The sequence below is a fragment of the Variovorax sp. RO1 genome (assembly GCF_002849325.1).
Taxonomy (GTDB): Bacteria; Pseudomonadota; Gammaproteobacteria; order Burkholderiales; family Burkholderiaceae_C; genus Variovorax.
This window is the reverse complement of record NZ_PKMT01000009.1, coordinates 58,009-73,085: the sequence shown is the minus strand read 5'-3', so window position 1 is coordinate 73,085 and position 15,077 is coordinate 58,009. Positions and strand designations below refer to the sequence as shown.

Here is a 15,077-nt window from a genome sequence, read left to right as displayed (position 1 = left end):
TCTTCAGTACGCCAGTTGCAGCGGTTGGCCTTCGCGCTGCGCCTGCACGTCGGCCGGGTGGAACGGCAGCGGGTGCCATTGCTTGGCCGCGAACAGCGGCAGTTGGTCGTAGGCGCGCGGCGAGGCGAGGTCGCTGCTCTGGCCGTAGGTGAGCAGGCCCTGCGCCACCGGACCGCGTGCGTCGAAGGTCACGACCTGCATGTAGCTGCTGCCGTAGTTGACGGCGTAGCCCTTCGGATCGATCAGCGGCTGGCCCTGCGATTCGAGCTTGTTGAGCACGCCCTCGAATTCGTCGCCGCCGTGCAGCGCGATCTTCTGGCCGCGCACGGTGCGCGACTGCGGCACGCCCAGCGCCACGTCGGCCGCGAAGCCCGCGGTGCGGACGATGCCGACCGCGTCGCCGAGTGCCTTGAACACCGCGTCGCGCGTGGCGGCCGTGGCCATGTCCAGGCCGGTCGGCGTGGTCACCGGCTGTGCCGGGTCGAACGGCACGCGCCACACCTTGGGCAGGTCCTTGGCCTTGCGCCAGAACTCGCGGAACAGCACCGCGCCCTTGGCGTCGGCGTTGCTGGTGCGGTCCCAGGCGGAGAGCACGCGGCAGCCGAGGGCCTGGTCGGCATTCAGCGTGGCGCCGGCGGCCGTGCAGGCGGCTTGCAGGTCGTCCATCACCAGCATGCCGGCGAGGTTCCTGTCGCGGAAGATCACGCTGCGCAGCTCGGCCGCGCCCATGCGGTTGCCCGGCAGGCCGTCGGTGCCGGCGAGCCGGCCTTCGATTTCCAGGATGCCGCTGCGCGTGCGCAGCCGCTGCGGCACGCCGACGGGGCCGACCAGCGGCGAGACGCCGGTCATCGGCGGCACGCGCGGATTGCTGAGCCAGAAGCTGTCGTTGCTGTTCTGCACCCAGTCCGGCGTGACCACGACCGGCATGCGGGCCGGCGCGATGATGCCGGGCGCGGCGGCGCTGGCGTCGCGGTGCCAGGCGCAGGTGCTGCGCGAGCCGTCGAGCACGGGCAGGCCGGCCGCGTTGAGCAGCGCGGCGGCGGCCGGCGAGGGCGCGCAGGCCTTGAGCATCTCGGCCGACACGTCGGGCACCACCGACAGGTCGGCGTACATCGCGTTGCCGTCGCGGTCGGCCGCGAGGGTGTTGATCCACGGGATGCCCTGGTTGCCCATGGCGGCGCGCAGCTCGCCGACGTTGCGGGCCAGGCCCATCTTCATCCAGCTCTCGGCCGAGCGCACGTTGAGCGTGTTGGCATCGCGGATCGCGTAGGCCTTCTGGGCGGTCCAGCCCAGGCCGGCGCGCGGCAGCGAAACCACGGGGCCCCAGTCGGTGGCATAGAAGGTGTGCTGCACCGGTGCGCCGCCCGGCGTGGCGACGGCCGGCAGCACCACGGTGCGCGCGACCATCTTGCGGGGTTGGCCGTCGACCCAGTACACGGTCGGGTCGTTGGGGTCGAGCTTGAGTTCGTACAGCGTGAAGCGCTTGCCGGTCGACACGGTGTGGGTCCAGGCCACATCCTTGTTGAAGCCGATCGACACCACCGGGCTCAGGCCGCCGGTGGCGCCCATCACGTCGAGCTGGCCGGGAATGGTCAGGTGCATCTGCCAGAAGCGGTTGGTGCCGTTCCAGGGGAAATGCGGGTTGCCCAGCAGCAGGCCCTTGCCGTCGGGCGTGGCGTTGCGCCCGAAGGCCCAGCCGTTGGAGCCCAGCTCGCCGCCTTCGGGGTTGGCGTTGAAGCTGTGGCGGCCGATCTCGGCCACGGCGTCCTGCAGCACGACCGGCGCCGCCCCGGTCTTCGTGCCCGGGGCTGGCGGCACGGCGGCCAGCACGGCGCCGGCCAGTGCGCCCAGGCCGCCCTGGATCATCGATTGCTCGGTGGCGCGCGCCAGGTCGGCGGCCGTCATCGGGCGCACCCAGGGCTTGCCGCGGCAGGCCTCGGGCAGGCCGTTGGGGCCCGCGTCCTGCAGGTAGCGGTTGTAGCCCGCCACGTAGCCGCGCAGCGAGGCCTTCACGTCGGCGCTGGTGGTGGCCGCCGCGCGGGCGAGCGCCGCATCGTCCATGTGATAACGCACGAACAGGTCGATCTGCGTGTTGGGCATGCGGCCCAGGCCGAAGTCGCCGGTGTTCTGCGCGCCGAGGAACTGTGCGCGGTCGCCGCGCAGGGTCAGCAGGTGCTCGGCGGTCTGGCAGACGTTGTCCTGCGCATGCGCGTAGGCGGTGCCGTAGGCCAGGCCTTCGTAGTCGGGCGCCGTGATGTGCGCGATGCCGAAGGTGGTGCGTTCGACCGTCACGCTGCGGCTGCCGGGCGGCGGCGCGCTGGCGCAGGCCGTGAGCAGGGCGACCAGCCCCAGCGAGAGGGCTGTCAACGAGAACCGGGAGCGCGGGGTGTTCGATGTCATGGGGCGGGCGTGGTGGGGAAAAGGGTCGAAAAAGAGGGACCGATTAGAGGATGAACCTCCGCCGCGCACTGTCGCCAGCGCGGCACGCCGTGGCGCCCACACCTTCTTAGCCGAACTTCATGCCCTGGGGCCGCGCCTGCAGCCGGTGGATGTAGGCGTCGAGCTTCGGGCGGTTCGTGCGGCCGCCGAAGGCGCGGTGCCAGATGAGCATCGCGCCGATCATCACGTCGGCCGCGGTGAACTGCGCGCCGAACAGGTAGGGGCCGTCGCCGAGTTCGCGTTCGACGGCGTCCTTGGCGTGCTCGAAATCGGTCCAGCCGCGCGCGCTGTTGTTGCTCTTGATCTTCAACAGGCTGTCGCCCATTGCGGGCTCGAGCTGCGCGGTCGAATAGACCATGAGCGACAGGTAGCGCCCGCGCTCGGGCGTGCCCACGGCCGGTGCCAGGCGCTTGCCGGGGTACTTCTCGGCGATGTACATGCAGATGGCCGCGTTCTCGAAGATGCGCGTGCGGCCGTCGACCAGCGCGGGCAGCTTGCCGGCGGGGTTGATCTTCAGGAACTCGGGGCGCTTGTGGGCGCCCTCCCTGATGAGCGTGGGCACGATCTCGTAGTCGACCCCGGCCTCGTCGAGCATCCACTTGGCGACCTGCGCACGGCTGTGCGGGTCGAAATACAGCTTCATGGTCATGCGAGGTCTCCTTGGTGCGTTGGAGAAGCAAAACAGTCAGAACTTCGGAATGCGCAAGGTCTTGCTGATCATCAGCGTGCCCGAGAGCGCGAACAGCAGCACCAGCGGATGCAGCTGCCACGGGCCGAGCGTCCAGGCGCCGCCCCACAGATTGGCGCCGAGGGCGCCCTTCGAGGCCGCGTAGGCCAGCACGCCCACGAGCACCACGCTGGTCGGGATCGGTGTGCCTTCGAAATACTTCACCTTGTCGGCGCCGGCCGAGAGCGCCTCGGCCGTCACGTTGTAGCGCGCGAGCCGGCTCACGCCGCAGCCCACGAAATAGATGAGCACCGCGCAGTCCCAGCCGCCGTCCAGGCCGGCCGCGAACCCGAGTGCGGCGGGGAGCACGCCGAAGGAGATCACGTCGGCCAGTGAATCGAGTTCGCGCCCGAGCGCCGACTGGGTCTGGCGCCAGCGCGCGATGCGGCCGTCGAGCACGTCGAAGATGAAGGCCGCCGGGGCGAGGGCCGCGGCCCAGTAGAAGTGGGCGAGCGACTGGCTGCGCATGAAGGCCATCGCGAAGAACACCGCCCCGACGCCGCAGGCCGCGTTGCCGAGCGTGAACACATCGGCCAGGTGAAAGCCGCGGATCATCGAGAAGTGCTTGCGGGCCGGCGTGGGCGAAGGCGTGGTCATGGGGCGGGGAAAGCTGCGAAAGGAACCGCACCTTAACCCAAGCGCGGCCCGCTTTTTGTAGTCGCGCTCCGACGCCTCGTCGGCGGTGTCAGGCGCCTTGTTGCTGCGCCTGTGCCTTCGCCTCGACGATCCGCGCGAAGCGCCCGAGCAGGCCCGCCGCCGCGCCCGTGGGTCGCACGCCGTCGCGCAGCGCCGCGGCATCGAGCCCGTCCGCGGCGAGGTCGCGGGCCAGCAGTTCGATGTAGCCGCCCATGGTCTCGGCGTCGAACTCGGGGTGGAACTGCAGGCCCCAGGCCTGCGCGCCCACGCGGAAGGCATGAACGGGCTCATGCGCGCTGTGGGCCAGCCGCACGGCGCCTTCGGGCAGGCGCAGCGCGCTCTGCCAGTGGATCGCCTGCGCCGGAAACTGCGCGGGCAGGTCACCCAGCAGGGCGTCGCCGGCGGCGGCCGCGTCGAGCGTCACGGTGACCGTGCCGACCTCGGGGCCGCCCGGATGGTGGCCGGCCTCGCCGCCGAGCGCGTGCGCCAGCAGCTGGTGGCCGTAGCAGATGCCGAGCACGGGCGTGTCGCGCGTGACCAGTTCGGCGAGCCAGGCGGCGGTGGTTTCGCTCCAGGGTTCGCGGTGCGACACCATCGCGTGCGAGCCGGTGACGACCACGCCGGCCACCTGGCCGGGCGCGGGCAGCGTGTCGCCGCGGCGCGGGTCGACCACGACGAGGGGCAGGGTCTGCGTGCCGAGGCCGTCGGCGATCCAGTGCTCGAAGTCGCCGCGGCCTTCGCGCAGCGCGTCATGGGTGTCACCGACCTTGACGATGACCAGGGGATACGGGGGCGTGCTGTGCATGGCGTCGATGATGCCGCAGCCGGCGCGCCCAAGTCAGCGTGGGGACGATTCCCGGCGGTGCAGCAGGTCCATGAAGGCGCGGCCGACCGGCGAGGGCGAACGCCCCGCACGCGTGACCAGCCCGATGGGCCGCGACATCACCGGGCGCTGCAGCGGCACGGTGGTGAGCTCGTCGTTCTGCGACAGCTGCAGCGCGAGCCGGGGCAGGGCGGTGAGCCCCAGCCCGGCCGCAACCAGCGCACCCGCCACAGCCACGCTCGGGTATTCGAGCGCGGGCTGCACCTGCAGGCCGCGCTGCAGAAAGGCGGCGTCGGTGATCGGCCGGATGCTGCTCTGGAAGCTGCTCGCAATGAAGGGCCGCGTCGCGAACACCGACCACGACACCGAGACACGCGCGGCCAGCGGATCGTCGCGCCGGCACAGCAGCACGAAGGGGTCGTCGCGCAGGTGCCGGTAGAGCAGGGGCTCGTGCGGGCCGGGGCGCACGCTGAGGCCGAAGTCGGCGCGGCCTTCGTCGACCGCGGCGCGCACCGCGTCGGCCGGCCCTTCGATCAACGAAAACTCCACCTGCGGATGCTGCTGGCGAAATTCGGCGATGGCGTGGGGCAGCAACGCCACGCCGGTCGAGGGCAGCGTCGCAATGGTCAGGTGGCCGCTGCGGCCTTCGAGAAACTGCGACAGCTCGCTGAACGAGCTGTTGAAGTTCTCCAGGATGCGCAGCGCAATCGGCAGCAGCTCGCGCCCGGCCGGCGTGAGCTCCACATGCCGCGTGTCGCGGTCGAACAGGCGAGCGCCCACCAGCGCTTCGACGATGCGCACCGTGCGGCTCAGCGCCGGCTGCGACACATGCAGCGCCTGTGCGGCGGCGCGGAAGTTGGTGGTCTTCGCGACTTCGACGAAGGCCTCGAGCTGCTGCAGCGTGATGTCGACTCGCACGAACGCGGCTCCTCAGGTGGCAGTGGATTGATCCATTCAAGTTATCACAGATATAGGAATATTGTTCTTCACAGATCAATGCGCGGCGCCCAGACTGGCGCCTTCAACGCAACGGAGACAAGGGGCCCACGAGCCCCTGCGACATGGACACCAAAATTCTGGAAGGCATCCGGGTGCTCGAACTCGGGCAGGTGCTGGCGGGGCCCTTCGCGGGCGCGATCCTGGCCGACCTCGGCGCCGACGTGGTGAAGCTCGAACGCATCGAAGGCGGCGACGACGCGCGCCACATGGGCCCGGCGTTTCGCCACGGCGACGCGCTCAACTTCCATGTGTTCAACCGCGGCAAGCGCTCGGTCGCCATCGACCTCAAGAGCGACGAAGGCATGGCGGCTTTCGAGGTGCTCGCGGCCGGCGCCGACATCCTCATCCACAACCTGCGTCCGGGCGTCACGCAGTCGATGGGCATCGATGGCCCCTCGCTGTGCGCGCGCCATCCGCGGCTCATCTACTGCGAAATCTCGGCCTTCGGCCACACCGGCCCGCTGCGCATGCAGCCGGGCTACGAGCCGCTGATCCAGGCCTTCAGCGGGCTGTCGAGCATCAACGGCGGGCCCGACGATCCGCCGATGCGCACCGGCGCCTCGGTCTGCGACCAGGGCACCGGCATGTGGGCCGTGATCGGCGCGCTGGCGCTGCTGCAGCGTCGCCACCTGACGGGCCGCGGCGGCGTGGTGAGCACCTCGCTGCTTGAGACCGCGCTGGTCTGGACCGGGCAGAAGGCCGATGCCTACGTCAACGAAGGCCGGCTGCCTGATCGCCATCGCTCGGGCCATCCGGGCTTCGTGCCTTACGAATCTTTCGACACCGCCGATGCGCCGCTCCTGATCTGCTGCGGCAACGACAGGCTCTTCGCCAAGTTCGCGCACGAACTCGGGCGCGACGACTGGACCACCGACGCGCGCTTTGCCAACAACCGCCAGCGGCTGCAGCACAAGGCGGCGCTGTTCGAACAGATCGGCCCGCTGCTGCGCGCACACCCCCGCGCCGACTGGATGGCGCGCTTCACCGCGGCCGGCGTGCCCTGCGCGCCGGTGCACACCGTGCCCGAAGCGGTCGCGCATCCGCAGGTCGAGGCGCTCGGCATGCTGCAGCCCGTGCCGGGCGAAGACTTCCGCCTGACCGCGCTGCCGATGTCCATCGACGGCGTGCGGCCCGCGCATCGCGCGGTCGCGCCCCGGTTGGGCGAGCACAACGCGGCGCTCGGTGCGCCGCCGGTGCCGCAGCGCGACGGGGCTTGAGCGACCGCACCGATTTCCTTTTCTAAAAACGACAGACCACCGGAGACAACTTCATGCGCACTTCCATCTTCCGCCTCGGCGCGGTCCTGGCCTTCGCGGTCACGGCGGCAGCATCTGCCCACGCGCAGGACTACCCCGCCAAGCCGCTCACCGTCGTCGTGCCCTTCGCCGCCGGCAGCGGCACCGACCAGCAGGCGCGCAGCTTCGCGCAGGCCCTGACCGTCGAATACAAGGTGCCGGTGATCGTGGAAAACCGCGCCGGCGCCAGCGGCTTCCTGGCCGCGCAGTACGTCGCCAAGGCCGCGCCTGATGGCTACACGCTGCTCATGACCACCAACACCACGCACGCCGCCAACGAGCACTTGTACAAGAAGCTGCCCTACGACCCGGTGAAAGACTTCACGCCGGTCGGCCTGCTGTCCAAGGGCCACATGCTGCTGTTGGTCGGTGCCGATTCGCCGATCAAATCGGTGGCCGACCTCGTGGCGGCGGCGAAGAAGTCGCCGGGCAAGCTCAACTTCGGCAGCGGCAGTTCGTCCAGCCGCGTGGCGAGCGAGCTGCTCAAGCAGATGGCCGGCATCGACATGGTGAACGTGCCCTACAAGAGCAACCCGATGGCCATCACCGATTTGCTGGGCGGGCAGGTCGACTTCATGTTTGCCGACGCGCCCACGGCGCTGCCGCACGTCAAGAGCGGCAAGCTGCGCGCGCTGGCCGTGAGCGGCGACAAGCGCCTGGCCGCCGTGCCCGCGCTGCCGACCGTGGCCGAGGCGGGCGTGAAGGGCTACGACATGTCGTACTGGACGGCGGTCTACCTGCCGCCGGGCGCGCCCGCGGCCGTCACGCGCAAGCTCAACGAGATGCTGAACAAGGTGTCGGCCTCGCCCGCCATCGTCGCCTACCAGGCCATCTCCAGCGGCGAGGCCGCCACCGGCACGCCCGAGGCGCTGGCGCAGTTCCAGGCCGCCGAATCGCAGAAGTGGGGCCGCGTGATCCGTGCGGCGGGCATCGAGCCCGAGTGAGCCGCGCGCTGCGGCGCTGTTTTCTTTTTCCAGGCCCCGGCGAGTCCCTGACTCGCCGGGGCTTTCGTACTTCTGTGCCCGCCGCAAGGGGCTTTGTTCACAGTTTCGCCCTTGGCCTAGTGGTGCGGCTTTGGGTTTCAGACTCGTCCGATGGTCCCGTCCGGGTGTTCTTCCTAGAGTGCTCTATCCCCCGAACCGTGTGATCTGGCGCTGCGTGCGTGCGCGTCGATCCGGTCCCATTTTTTACCCAGCGAGCACAGGAAACCCATGGCAACGAAGAAGAAGACGAAGGTCGTAGTCAACAGCAACGGCAGGAACATCGATCACACGGTGGACGCGGCGGAGAGCGGCAAGGCACCGCTCAAGATCAAGGTCGGCAAGGGTGCCAAGTACCTGCTCAAGGGTGAAGACGGTTTTGCTCCGGAAAACGTGACCCTCACCCGCGTGGGTGAGGACCTGCATGTCACGCTCGAAGGCGAGACGAGCCCGAGCCTGGTGCTCGAGGGCTACTACGCGCAGTCCGAGCCCGTGGGCCTGTACGGCGTGGCCGAGGACGGCCAGCTGTATGCGTACACCGGCACCGACGCCACGAGCGAGGTCTTCTCGCTGGCCGAAGGCCAGTCGACGGCCGTGGCGCTGGGCGGCGATTCGCTCGGCTCCGGCGTGCCGTACATGGCGGGTGCCGAAGCCGGCGCCGGCAACGACTTCCTCGGTGGCTTGTTCCCGCTGCTGATCACCGGCGGCCTGGCCGCGCTGGGCATGGGCCTGATCGCCGCCAGCAGCGGCAGCGACGGCGATCCCGGATTCGTCGGGCCCGTAGCCCCCGAACCGCAGCCTCCCGGCAAGCCCGGCTTCGACAGCCTGAGCGCCTACGACGACGTCGGCAAGGTGCAGGGCCCGATCCCGCACAACGGCAAGACCGACGACAAGCGTCCCGATTTCTCGGGCACCGGCGCGACGCCCGGCAACACCATCACGATCTACGACGGCGGCAAGGAAATCGGCAAGGTCGTCGTGGACGGCAATGGCAATTGGTCGCTCACGCCCTCGAAGGACCTGGGTGAAGGCAAGCATTCGATCACCATCACCGAAAGCGACGCCGGCGGCCGCGAAGGCCTGCCCTCCGACCCGCTCGTGTTCGAAGTCGACACCAAGGCTCCGCCCGCGCCGGGCTGGAACGGCCAGGGCATCGGCGACGTGATCGACAACGTCGGCTCCGTCACCGGCAGCGTGCCTCCGGGCGGCGCCACCGACGACCAGCGTCCCGAGTTCAAGGGTGAAGGCACCCCCGGCCACACCATCAACGTCTATGACGACGAGACGCTGCTGGGCAGCGTCCAGGTGGGCGAAGACGGCACGTGGACCTTCACGCCGCCGACCGACATGAAGGAAGGCGATCACTCGATCACCATCACCGAGACCGACACGGCGGGCAACGAGAGCCAGCCGTCGAAGCCGTTCGAGTTCGACGTGGACCTGAGCGCGCCGACGCGGCCCGAAGTGGGCGGCGCCATCGACAACGTCGGCGAGATCACCGGCGAGATTCTCCCGGGCGGCGTCACCGACGACCGCCAGCCTGAACTGCATGGCAAGGGCGAACCTGGCGGCACCATCGTCATCGAAGACAACGGCACCGAAATCGGCACGGTCGATGTGGACGAAGACGGCAACTGGAGCTTCATTCCGCCCGAAGCGCTGGACGAAGGCGAACACTCCATCGTCATCGTCGAGCGCGACCCGGCCGGCAACGAGAGCAAGCCCTCCGACCCCTTCGACTTCGTGGTCGACATCACGCCGCCCGACGCCAGCAAACTGGCCATCACCGGCGTGGCCGATGACGTGGGTGCCATCAAGGGGCACATCGCCTCGGGCGGAACCACCGACGACAGCCACCCCGTGGTCAGCGGCACCGGCACGGCCGGCGACACCATCATCGTGAGCGTCAAGGACATCACCGGCGAGCGCGAAATCGGTCGCGCCACCGTCGACGCAGAAGGCAACTGGTCGCTGCAGGTCGACAAGGCGCTGCTGTCGGGCCCCAACGAATTCACCGCCGTCGAAATGGACCCGGCCGGCAACAAGACCGAGCCGAGCGCGCCCTACGACGTGACGGTCGACCTGGCGACGCCGCCGGCGCCCGTGATCCAGAACGTGCAGGACGACGTGGGCCCGCGCACGGGCATGCTGCAAAAGGGTGAACTCACCGACGACGCCCAGCCGACCATCATCGGCACCGCGCAGGCCGGCGCCACCGTGAAGGTGTACGACGGCACGGCGCTGCTGGGCCAGGTCGTGGCCGACGCCACGGGCAAGTGGAGCCTCACGCCCGAGACCGCGCTGGCCGACGGCCGGCACGACATCACCGCGACCGCCACCAACACCGTGGGCCAGACCAGCGCGCCCAGCCGCGCAGTGCGCGTGCAGCCCTGCCGCGAACCTTCGGAGCAGGCCCGCCGGGCCTGACCACGTTCAGCGGATGTGCGTTGCGTAGGCCGCCTCGGCGGCGTCCAGCAGCGTCCAGAAGCCTTGTGGCTGGCGCCCGTGCAGCACCTCGTCGAGCACGCCGAGGTGCGCGTGCCAGCCGCTGGCCACGCTCAGCGTTTCCTTGCGATCGGGCAGCCGGCGGTGCGTGAGCACCAGGTGCGTGGCGTGCGCGCCCTGCGGCGACAGTTCGAAGGTGACCTCGGACGCGTCTTCGTGTTCGCTGCCCCAGCTGATGACGAGCAGGGTCGGTGCTTCGATGCGCAGCACGCGCGAGTTCTGCACGTGGGTCTTGCGGTAGGCCGCGAAGCGCTCGGGTGCGACTTCGCCCGACAGCTCGGTGTGCTGGAAGCGCAGTTCGAACACTGTGCCGGCTGCCTGCGCCATCGTGCCGCCGGCCAGCCAGGTGCGGCGCTTCTCGGGATCGACGAGGTAGGTCCACACGCGTTCGACGGGCGCGGGCAGGGTGCGCTCGATGCGCAGGGTGCCGGGCTCGGTCTGCGTGCCCAGGCTGTGTTTCAGGGTCATGGTCATGGGTCGGTGCTCCTTGGGTGGATGAAGAGGAGAGAAGGGGGTCACGCGCGGCCGCGGCCGTTGTCGCCGGCCTCGCGCTGCAGCGCTTGCGCCAATGCGTCCAGGCGGTGGTTCCAGAAGACTTCGTAGGCGCGCAGCCACGCATCGGCCGTGGCGAGCGCCGCCGGTTCGAGCCGGCACACGTGCGCGCGGCCCTGCACGGTGCGCGACACCAGCCCCGCGCGCTCCAGCGTCTTCACGTGCTTGGAGGCGCCCGCGAACGACATGCGAAACGGCGCGCCCAGTTCGCCCACGCTGCATTCGCCCTGCGCGAGCAGCTGCAGCATGGTGCGCCGCGTGCTGTCGGCCAGGGCGTGGAACACGGCGTCGAGCCGTTCGTCTTCGATTTCAAGTTCAACCATGAAGTTGAATATAGGCCGATGCCAAACAAAATTCAACCCGAAGGTTGAATGATTTCCCGGCGTTACACCTGATACACCCGGGACGCCCTGCGCGCACCGGGCGCTGGAAGCTTGGCGGCTGCGCTCCTACGATGCCTTTCATTCCATTCACTCGCGAACGAAAGACACCAACCAATGAACACCCTGATCCAGCGCCGCACCCTGTTGCTCGCCGTCGCCGCGACCCCGCTCGCGGGCGCCTGCAGTGCCTGGCCGCAGAAAGGCGCACAGGCCGAAGCACAGCTAGCCGAACTCGAGCGCGCCTGCGGTGGCCGCCTCGGCGTGGCGGGCTTTCACACCGGCAGCGGCGCACGTCTGCAGCACCGCGCGCACGAGCGCTTTCCGCTGTGCAGCACCTTCAAGCTGATGCTCGCTGCCGCGGTGCTCGAACGCAGCACGACCGACGCCAGCCTGCTCGGGCGCCGCGTCAGCGTCGGCAAGGGCGACCTGGTGTCGCACTCGCCGGTCGCCGAGAAGCACCTCGCCACCGGCATGACGGTGAACGAGATGTGCGCCGCCACCATGCAGTACAGCGACAACGCCGCCGCCAACCTGCTGCTGAAGGTGTTGGGTGGGCCGACGGCCGTCACCGCGTTCGCGCGGCGCATCGGCGACACCACCTTCCGCCTCGACCGCACCGAGCCCGAGCTGAACACCGCCATCCCCGGCGACCCGCGCGACACGACCACGCCCGCGGCCATGAGCGACACCGTGCAGCGGCTGGCGCTGGGCGATGCGCTCGGTGCCCCGCAGCGTGAGCAGATGCGCGAATGGCTGCTCGGCAACACGACCAGCACCGAGCGCTTCCTGGCCGGCGTGCCCGCCGGCTGGCGCGTGGGCGACAAGACCGGCGCGGGCTCGTACGGCACCACCAACGACGTCGGCGTGCTGTGGCCGCCGTCGGGTGCGCCGCTGGTGCTCTCGGTCTACCTGACCTTCCCCGACAAGGACGCGAAGGGCCGCAACGATGTGGTCGCCTCGGCCACGCGCATCGCGGTGAAGGCCCTGGCAAGCTGAGGCCACAATGGGCGGCCCCCATCTTTCCCCTGCCGCCCCATGGACCTGAGGTCTCTTCGCTATTTCATCGCGGTGCTCGAAGCCGGCAGCCTCTCGCGCGCTGCGGCTTCGCTGTACGTGGCGCAGCCCGCGCTGACGGCGCAGATCAAGAAGCTCGAGGCCGAACTCGGCACGCAGCTGTTCGACCGCTCGCATGTGGGCGTCACGCCGACGGCCGCCGGGCTGCAGCTGTACCAGGACGCGCGGCGCCTGCTGTCGGATGCCGCGGCCATGCGCGAGCGGCTGCAGCGCACGCCCGACGGGCCCGAGGGCTCGGTCACGGTGGCGGTGCCGTTCCTGCTGGCGTCGCTGCTGCTCGGGCCGGTGCTGGCGCGGCTGAAGCAATCGCATCCGCGCATCCGCGTGTTCGTGATCGACGACCTGAGCCTGATGGTGCGCAAGGCCATGGTCGATCGCCGCGCCGACATCGGCCTGCTGGTCGACACCGCGAGCGTTGAAGGGCTCGATGTGCGTCCCTTCGTGCGCGAAGGCATGTTCCTCTGCGGCTTCGATGCGAACGGCGAGGTGACGGCGTTGCTCGGAAAAAGTGCGAAGGGTGGGCGCGCGAAGAAGGGCGCGCCGGTGCGCCCCACGGTGCCTTTCGCGCGCGCCGCGGGCCTGCCGCTGGTGCTGCAGTCGCGCCGCTTCAGCATCCGCCAGCGCGTCGAGGCGGCGGCCGAGGCCGTGGGTGTGGAACTCAACGTCGTGCACGAGCACGATTCGGCGCGCGTGCTGCGCTCGCTCTACCTGGCGGGCGCGGGCTTCACGGTCTCGCCTGCCTGCGCGCTCGCGGACGGGCCGGGCGAACAGCCGAACTGGCTGGTGGCGCGCATCGTCGAGCCCGAGTTGCTGCGCACGTACCACCTGGCCACGCCGGCCGGCAAGGCGCCCGATGCGGCCACGCAGGTCGTGATGCAGGTGCTGGCCGACGAGGCGCGATCGATGATCGCCTCGGGCCGCTGGGACGCGCAGTTCCTGGGCGACGGCAAGCCATAGCGGGCAGAAGGATCGCGCGGCGGGGCCATCATCTTTTGTGATGGCCGCGCATCAGCAATCGGTATTTGTTGTCCCGCGCCGTTGCCTGCGAAAGTTCTCCCCACGGTGCACAGGCACCGGCCCCAAGGAGACAACTTGCCCTCACTCTCGCCCGAGATCGCCAACGTCGGCGAACTCGCATCCCGCGCCGCCCGCCTGCATGCCCGGCAGATCGCCGTGACCACGCCGCAGCGCGCCTGCACCTACGAACAGCTCGACCGGCGCGCGAACCGCCTGGCCAATGCCCTGCGCGGGCTCGGCCTGCAACGCGGCGACCGCGTGGGCGTGTACCTGCCCAACTGCATAGAGATCGTCGAGCTGGAGCTGGCCTGCTACAAGGCCGCGCTGGTGAAGGCACCGATGAACGCGCGGCTCGCGCCGATCGAAGTGGCCGAGGTCATCGTGAACAGCGACGCCACGCTGATCGTCACCACCGCCGCGCGCGCCGAGACCTTTTTGCCGCTGCTGAAAGGCGCGGCCCCGAAGCTGCTGCTGCTCGATGCGGCCGAAGGCACGCCCGCTTCGTACGAAGGCCAATTGGCGCTCGCAAGCGACGCCTTCAGCACGGAGCGCGTGCGTGCCGACGAGCTGGCCGTGCTGCACTACACCTCGGGCTCCAGCGGTGTGCTCAAGGCCGCGATGCAGACCTTCGGCAACCGGCTGGCCCAGCTGCGCAAGTTCCTGTCGCGCAGCGAAGGCCTGCGCCCCGGCGACCTGCTGGGGCTGGTGGGGCCGATCACGCACGCCTCGGGCATGCAGATCGTGCCGGCGCTGTGCAGCGGCGCGACCATCCGCCTGTTCACCGGCTTCGAGCCCGCGCGCTTCCTGAGCGACATGAAGACAGAGCGCGTGACCCACACCTTCATGGTGCCCACCATGATCAACATGCTGCTGGCCGAGCTGCAGGGCCGCTACCGGCCGCTGCCCGACCTGCAGCGCCTGGGCTACGGCGCCGCGCCGATGGCGCCCGCGCGGATCATGCAGGCGATGGACGTGTTCGGCCCCGTGCTGTCGCAAGGCTACGGCGCGGGCGAGACGACCTCGGGCGTGTGCGGCCTCTCGGTGGAAGACCATCTGTTCGCACGCGCCGCCATGCCCGACCGGCTGGCTTCGTGTGGTCGGCCGTTTCTCGAATCGGTGGTGGAGATCGTCGACGACGAAGGCCAACTGGTCGCCCCCGGCGAGGTGGGTGAGATCGTGGTGGGCGGCGAGGACATCTTCGCCGGCTACTGGCGCGCGCCCGAGCTCACGGCCGAGGTGCTGAAAGACGGGCGTTATCACACGGGCGACCTCGCGCGCGCCGACGACGAGGGCTACATCTACATCGTCGATCGCAAGAAGGACATGGTCATCAGCGGCGGCTTCAACGTGTACCCCTCGGAGGTCGAGGCCGTGCTGTACCAGCACGCGGCGGTGGCCGAAGCCTGCGTGTTCAGCGTGCCCGACGACAAGTGGGGCGAGGCGGTGGCCGCGCACATCGTGCTGAGGCCGGGCGCCTCGCCCGACACGGCCGGGCTCGACGACTTCTGCGCCGCACGGCTCGCGGGCTTCAAGCGGCCGCGGCGCATCGAGTTCGTCGATTCGCTGCTGAAGAACGCCAACGGCAAGGTCGCACGCAAGGCGATCCAGACGCCGTACTGGGCCGGCCACGCGCGCCGCGTCAACTGA

Annotated in this window: 13 protein-coding genes; 6 read left to right on the top strand and 7 right to left on the bottom strand. The window is 69.8% G+C overall.

Annotated features, from left to right (window positions below; genetic code table 11):
* Window positions 1-3: 3 nt before the first annotated feature.
* The 5 genes from CY658_RS29985 to CY658_RS29965 all read right to left on the bottom strand — a co-directional run bounded on the left by CY658_RS29985 (window position 4) and on the right by CY658_RS29965 (window position 5,543).
* Window positions 4-2,400: a penicillin acylase family protein gene (locus tag CY658_RS29985; RefSeq protein ID WP_101493640.1), complete on the bottom strand. Its 2,397-nt coding sequence runs from the start codon at window positions 2,398-2,400 to the stop codon at window positions 4-6.
* 106 nt (window positions 2,401-2,506) lie between these two features.
* Entirely contained in the window at window positions 2,507-3,088 is a 582-nt protein-coding gene (locus CY658_RS29980) for a glutathione S-transferase family protein (protein ID WP_101493639.1), read from the bottom strand.
* Window positions 3,089-3,124: 36 nt separating this feature from the next.
* Window positions 3,125-3,763, bottom strand: a complete 639-nt coding sequence (locus tag CY658_RS29975; protein WP_101493638.1) for a CDP-alcohol phosphatidyltransferase family protein — start codon at window positions 3,761-3,763, stop codon at window positions 3,125-3,127.
* A gap of 88 nt (window positions 3,764-3,851) precedes the next feature.
* The gene (locus CY658_RS29970; RefSeq protein WP_101493637.1) at window positions 3,852-4,607 is read right to left on the bottom strand and encodes a glutamine amidotransferase; all 756 of its coding nucleotides are present in this window, start codon (window positions 4,605-4,607) and stop codon (window positions 3,852-3,854) included.
* A 33-nt stretch (window positions 4,608-4,640) separates the two neighbouring features.
* Complete coding sequence (locus CY658_RS29965; RefSeq protein ID WP_101493636.1) at window positions 4,641-5,543, bottom strand: LysR family transcriptional regulator; 903 nt, start codon at window positions 5,541-5,543, stop codon at window positions 4,641-4,643.
* A 143-nt stretch (window positions 5,544-5,686) separates the two neighbouring features.
* Between CY658_RS29965 and CY658_RS29960 the strand changes: the two genes are divergently transcribed.
* The 3 genes from CY658_RS29960 to CY658_RS29950 all read left to right on the top strand — a co-directional run bounded on the left by CY658_RS29960 (window position 5,687) and on the right by CY658_RS29950 (window position 10,326).
* Complete coding sequence (locus CY658_RS29960; RefSeq protein WP_101493635.1) at window positions 5,687-6,841, top strand: CaiB/BaiF CoA transferase family protein; 1,155 nt, start codon at window positions 5,687-5,689, stop codon at window positions 6,839-6,841.
* A 53-nt stretch (window positions 6,842-6,894) separates the two neighbouring features.
* Entirely contained in the window at window positions 6,895-7,863 is a 969-nt protein-coding gene (locus CY658_RS29955) for a Bug family tripartite tricarboxylate transporter substrate binding protein (RefSeq protein ID WP_101493634.1), read from the top strand.
* A 267-nt stretch (window positions 7,864-8,130) separates the two neighbouring features.
* Window positions 8,131-10,326 carry an Ig-like domain-containing protein gene (locus tag CY658_RS29950; protein ID WP_101493633.1) on the top strand — a complete coding sequence of 732 codons (2,196 nt, stop codon included), beginning with the start codon at window positions 8,131-8,133 and terminating at the stop codon, window positions 10,324-10,326.
* Window positions 10,327-10,332: 6 nt separating this feature from the next.
* Here CY658_RS29950 and CY658_RS29945 read toward each other — a convergent pair whose 3' ends face one another.
* Window positions 10,333-10,878, bottom strand: coding sequence for an SRPBCC family protein (locus CY658_RS29945; RefSeq protein ID WP_257885025.1), 546 nt, complete (start codon window positions 10,876-10,878; stop codon window positions 10,333-10,335).
* Between the two features lie 41 nt (window positions 10,879-10,919).
* The gene (locus CY658_RS29940) at window positions 10,920-11,279 is read right to left on the bottom strand and encodes an ArsR/SmtB family transcription factor (protein ID WP_101493632.1); all 360 of its coding nucleotides are present in this window, start codon (window positions 11,277-11,279) and stop codon (window positions 10,920-10,922) included.
* 174 nt (window positions 11,280-11,453) lie between these two features.
* Between CY658_RS29940 and bla the strand changes: the two genes are divergently transcribed.
* The 3 genes from bla to CY658_RS29925 all read left to right on the top strand — a co-directional run bounded on the left by bla (window position 11,454) and on the right by CY658_RS29925 (window position 15,077).
* Window positions 11,454-12,335, top strand: a complete 882-nt coding sequence (bla, locus tag CY658_RS29935; protein WP_101493631.1) for a class A beta-lactamase — start codon at window positions 11,454-11,456, stop codon at window positions 12,333-12,335.
* A gap of 39 nt (window positions 12,336-12,374) precedes the next feature.
* Complete coding sequence (locus tag CY658_RS29930; protein WP_101493630.1) at window positions 12,375-13,370, top strand: LysR family transcriptional regulator; 996 nt, start codon at window positions 12,375-12,377, stop codon at window positions 13,368-13,370.
* Between the two features lie 135 nt (window positions 13,371-13,505).
* Entirely contained in the window at window positions 13,506-15,077 is a 1,572-nt protein-coding gene (locus CY658_RS29925; protein ID WP_101493629.1) for an AMP-binding protein, read from the top strand.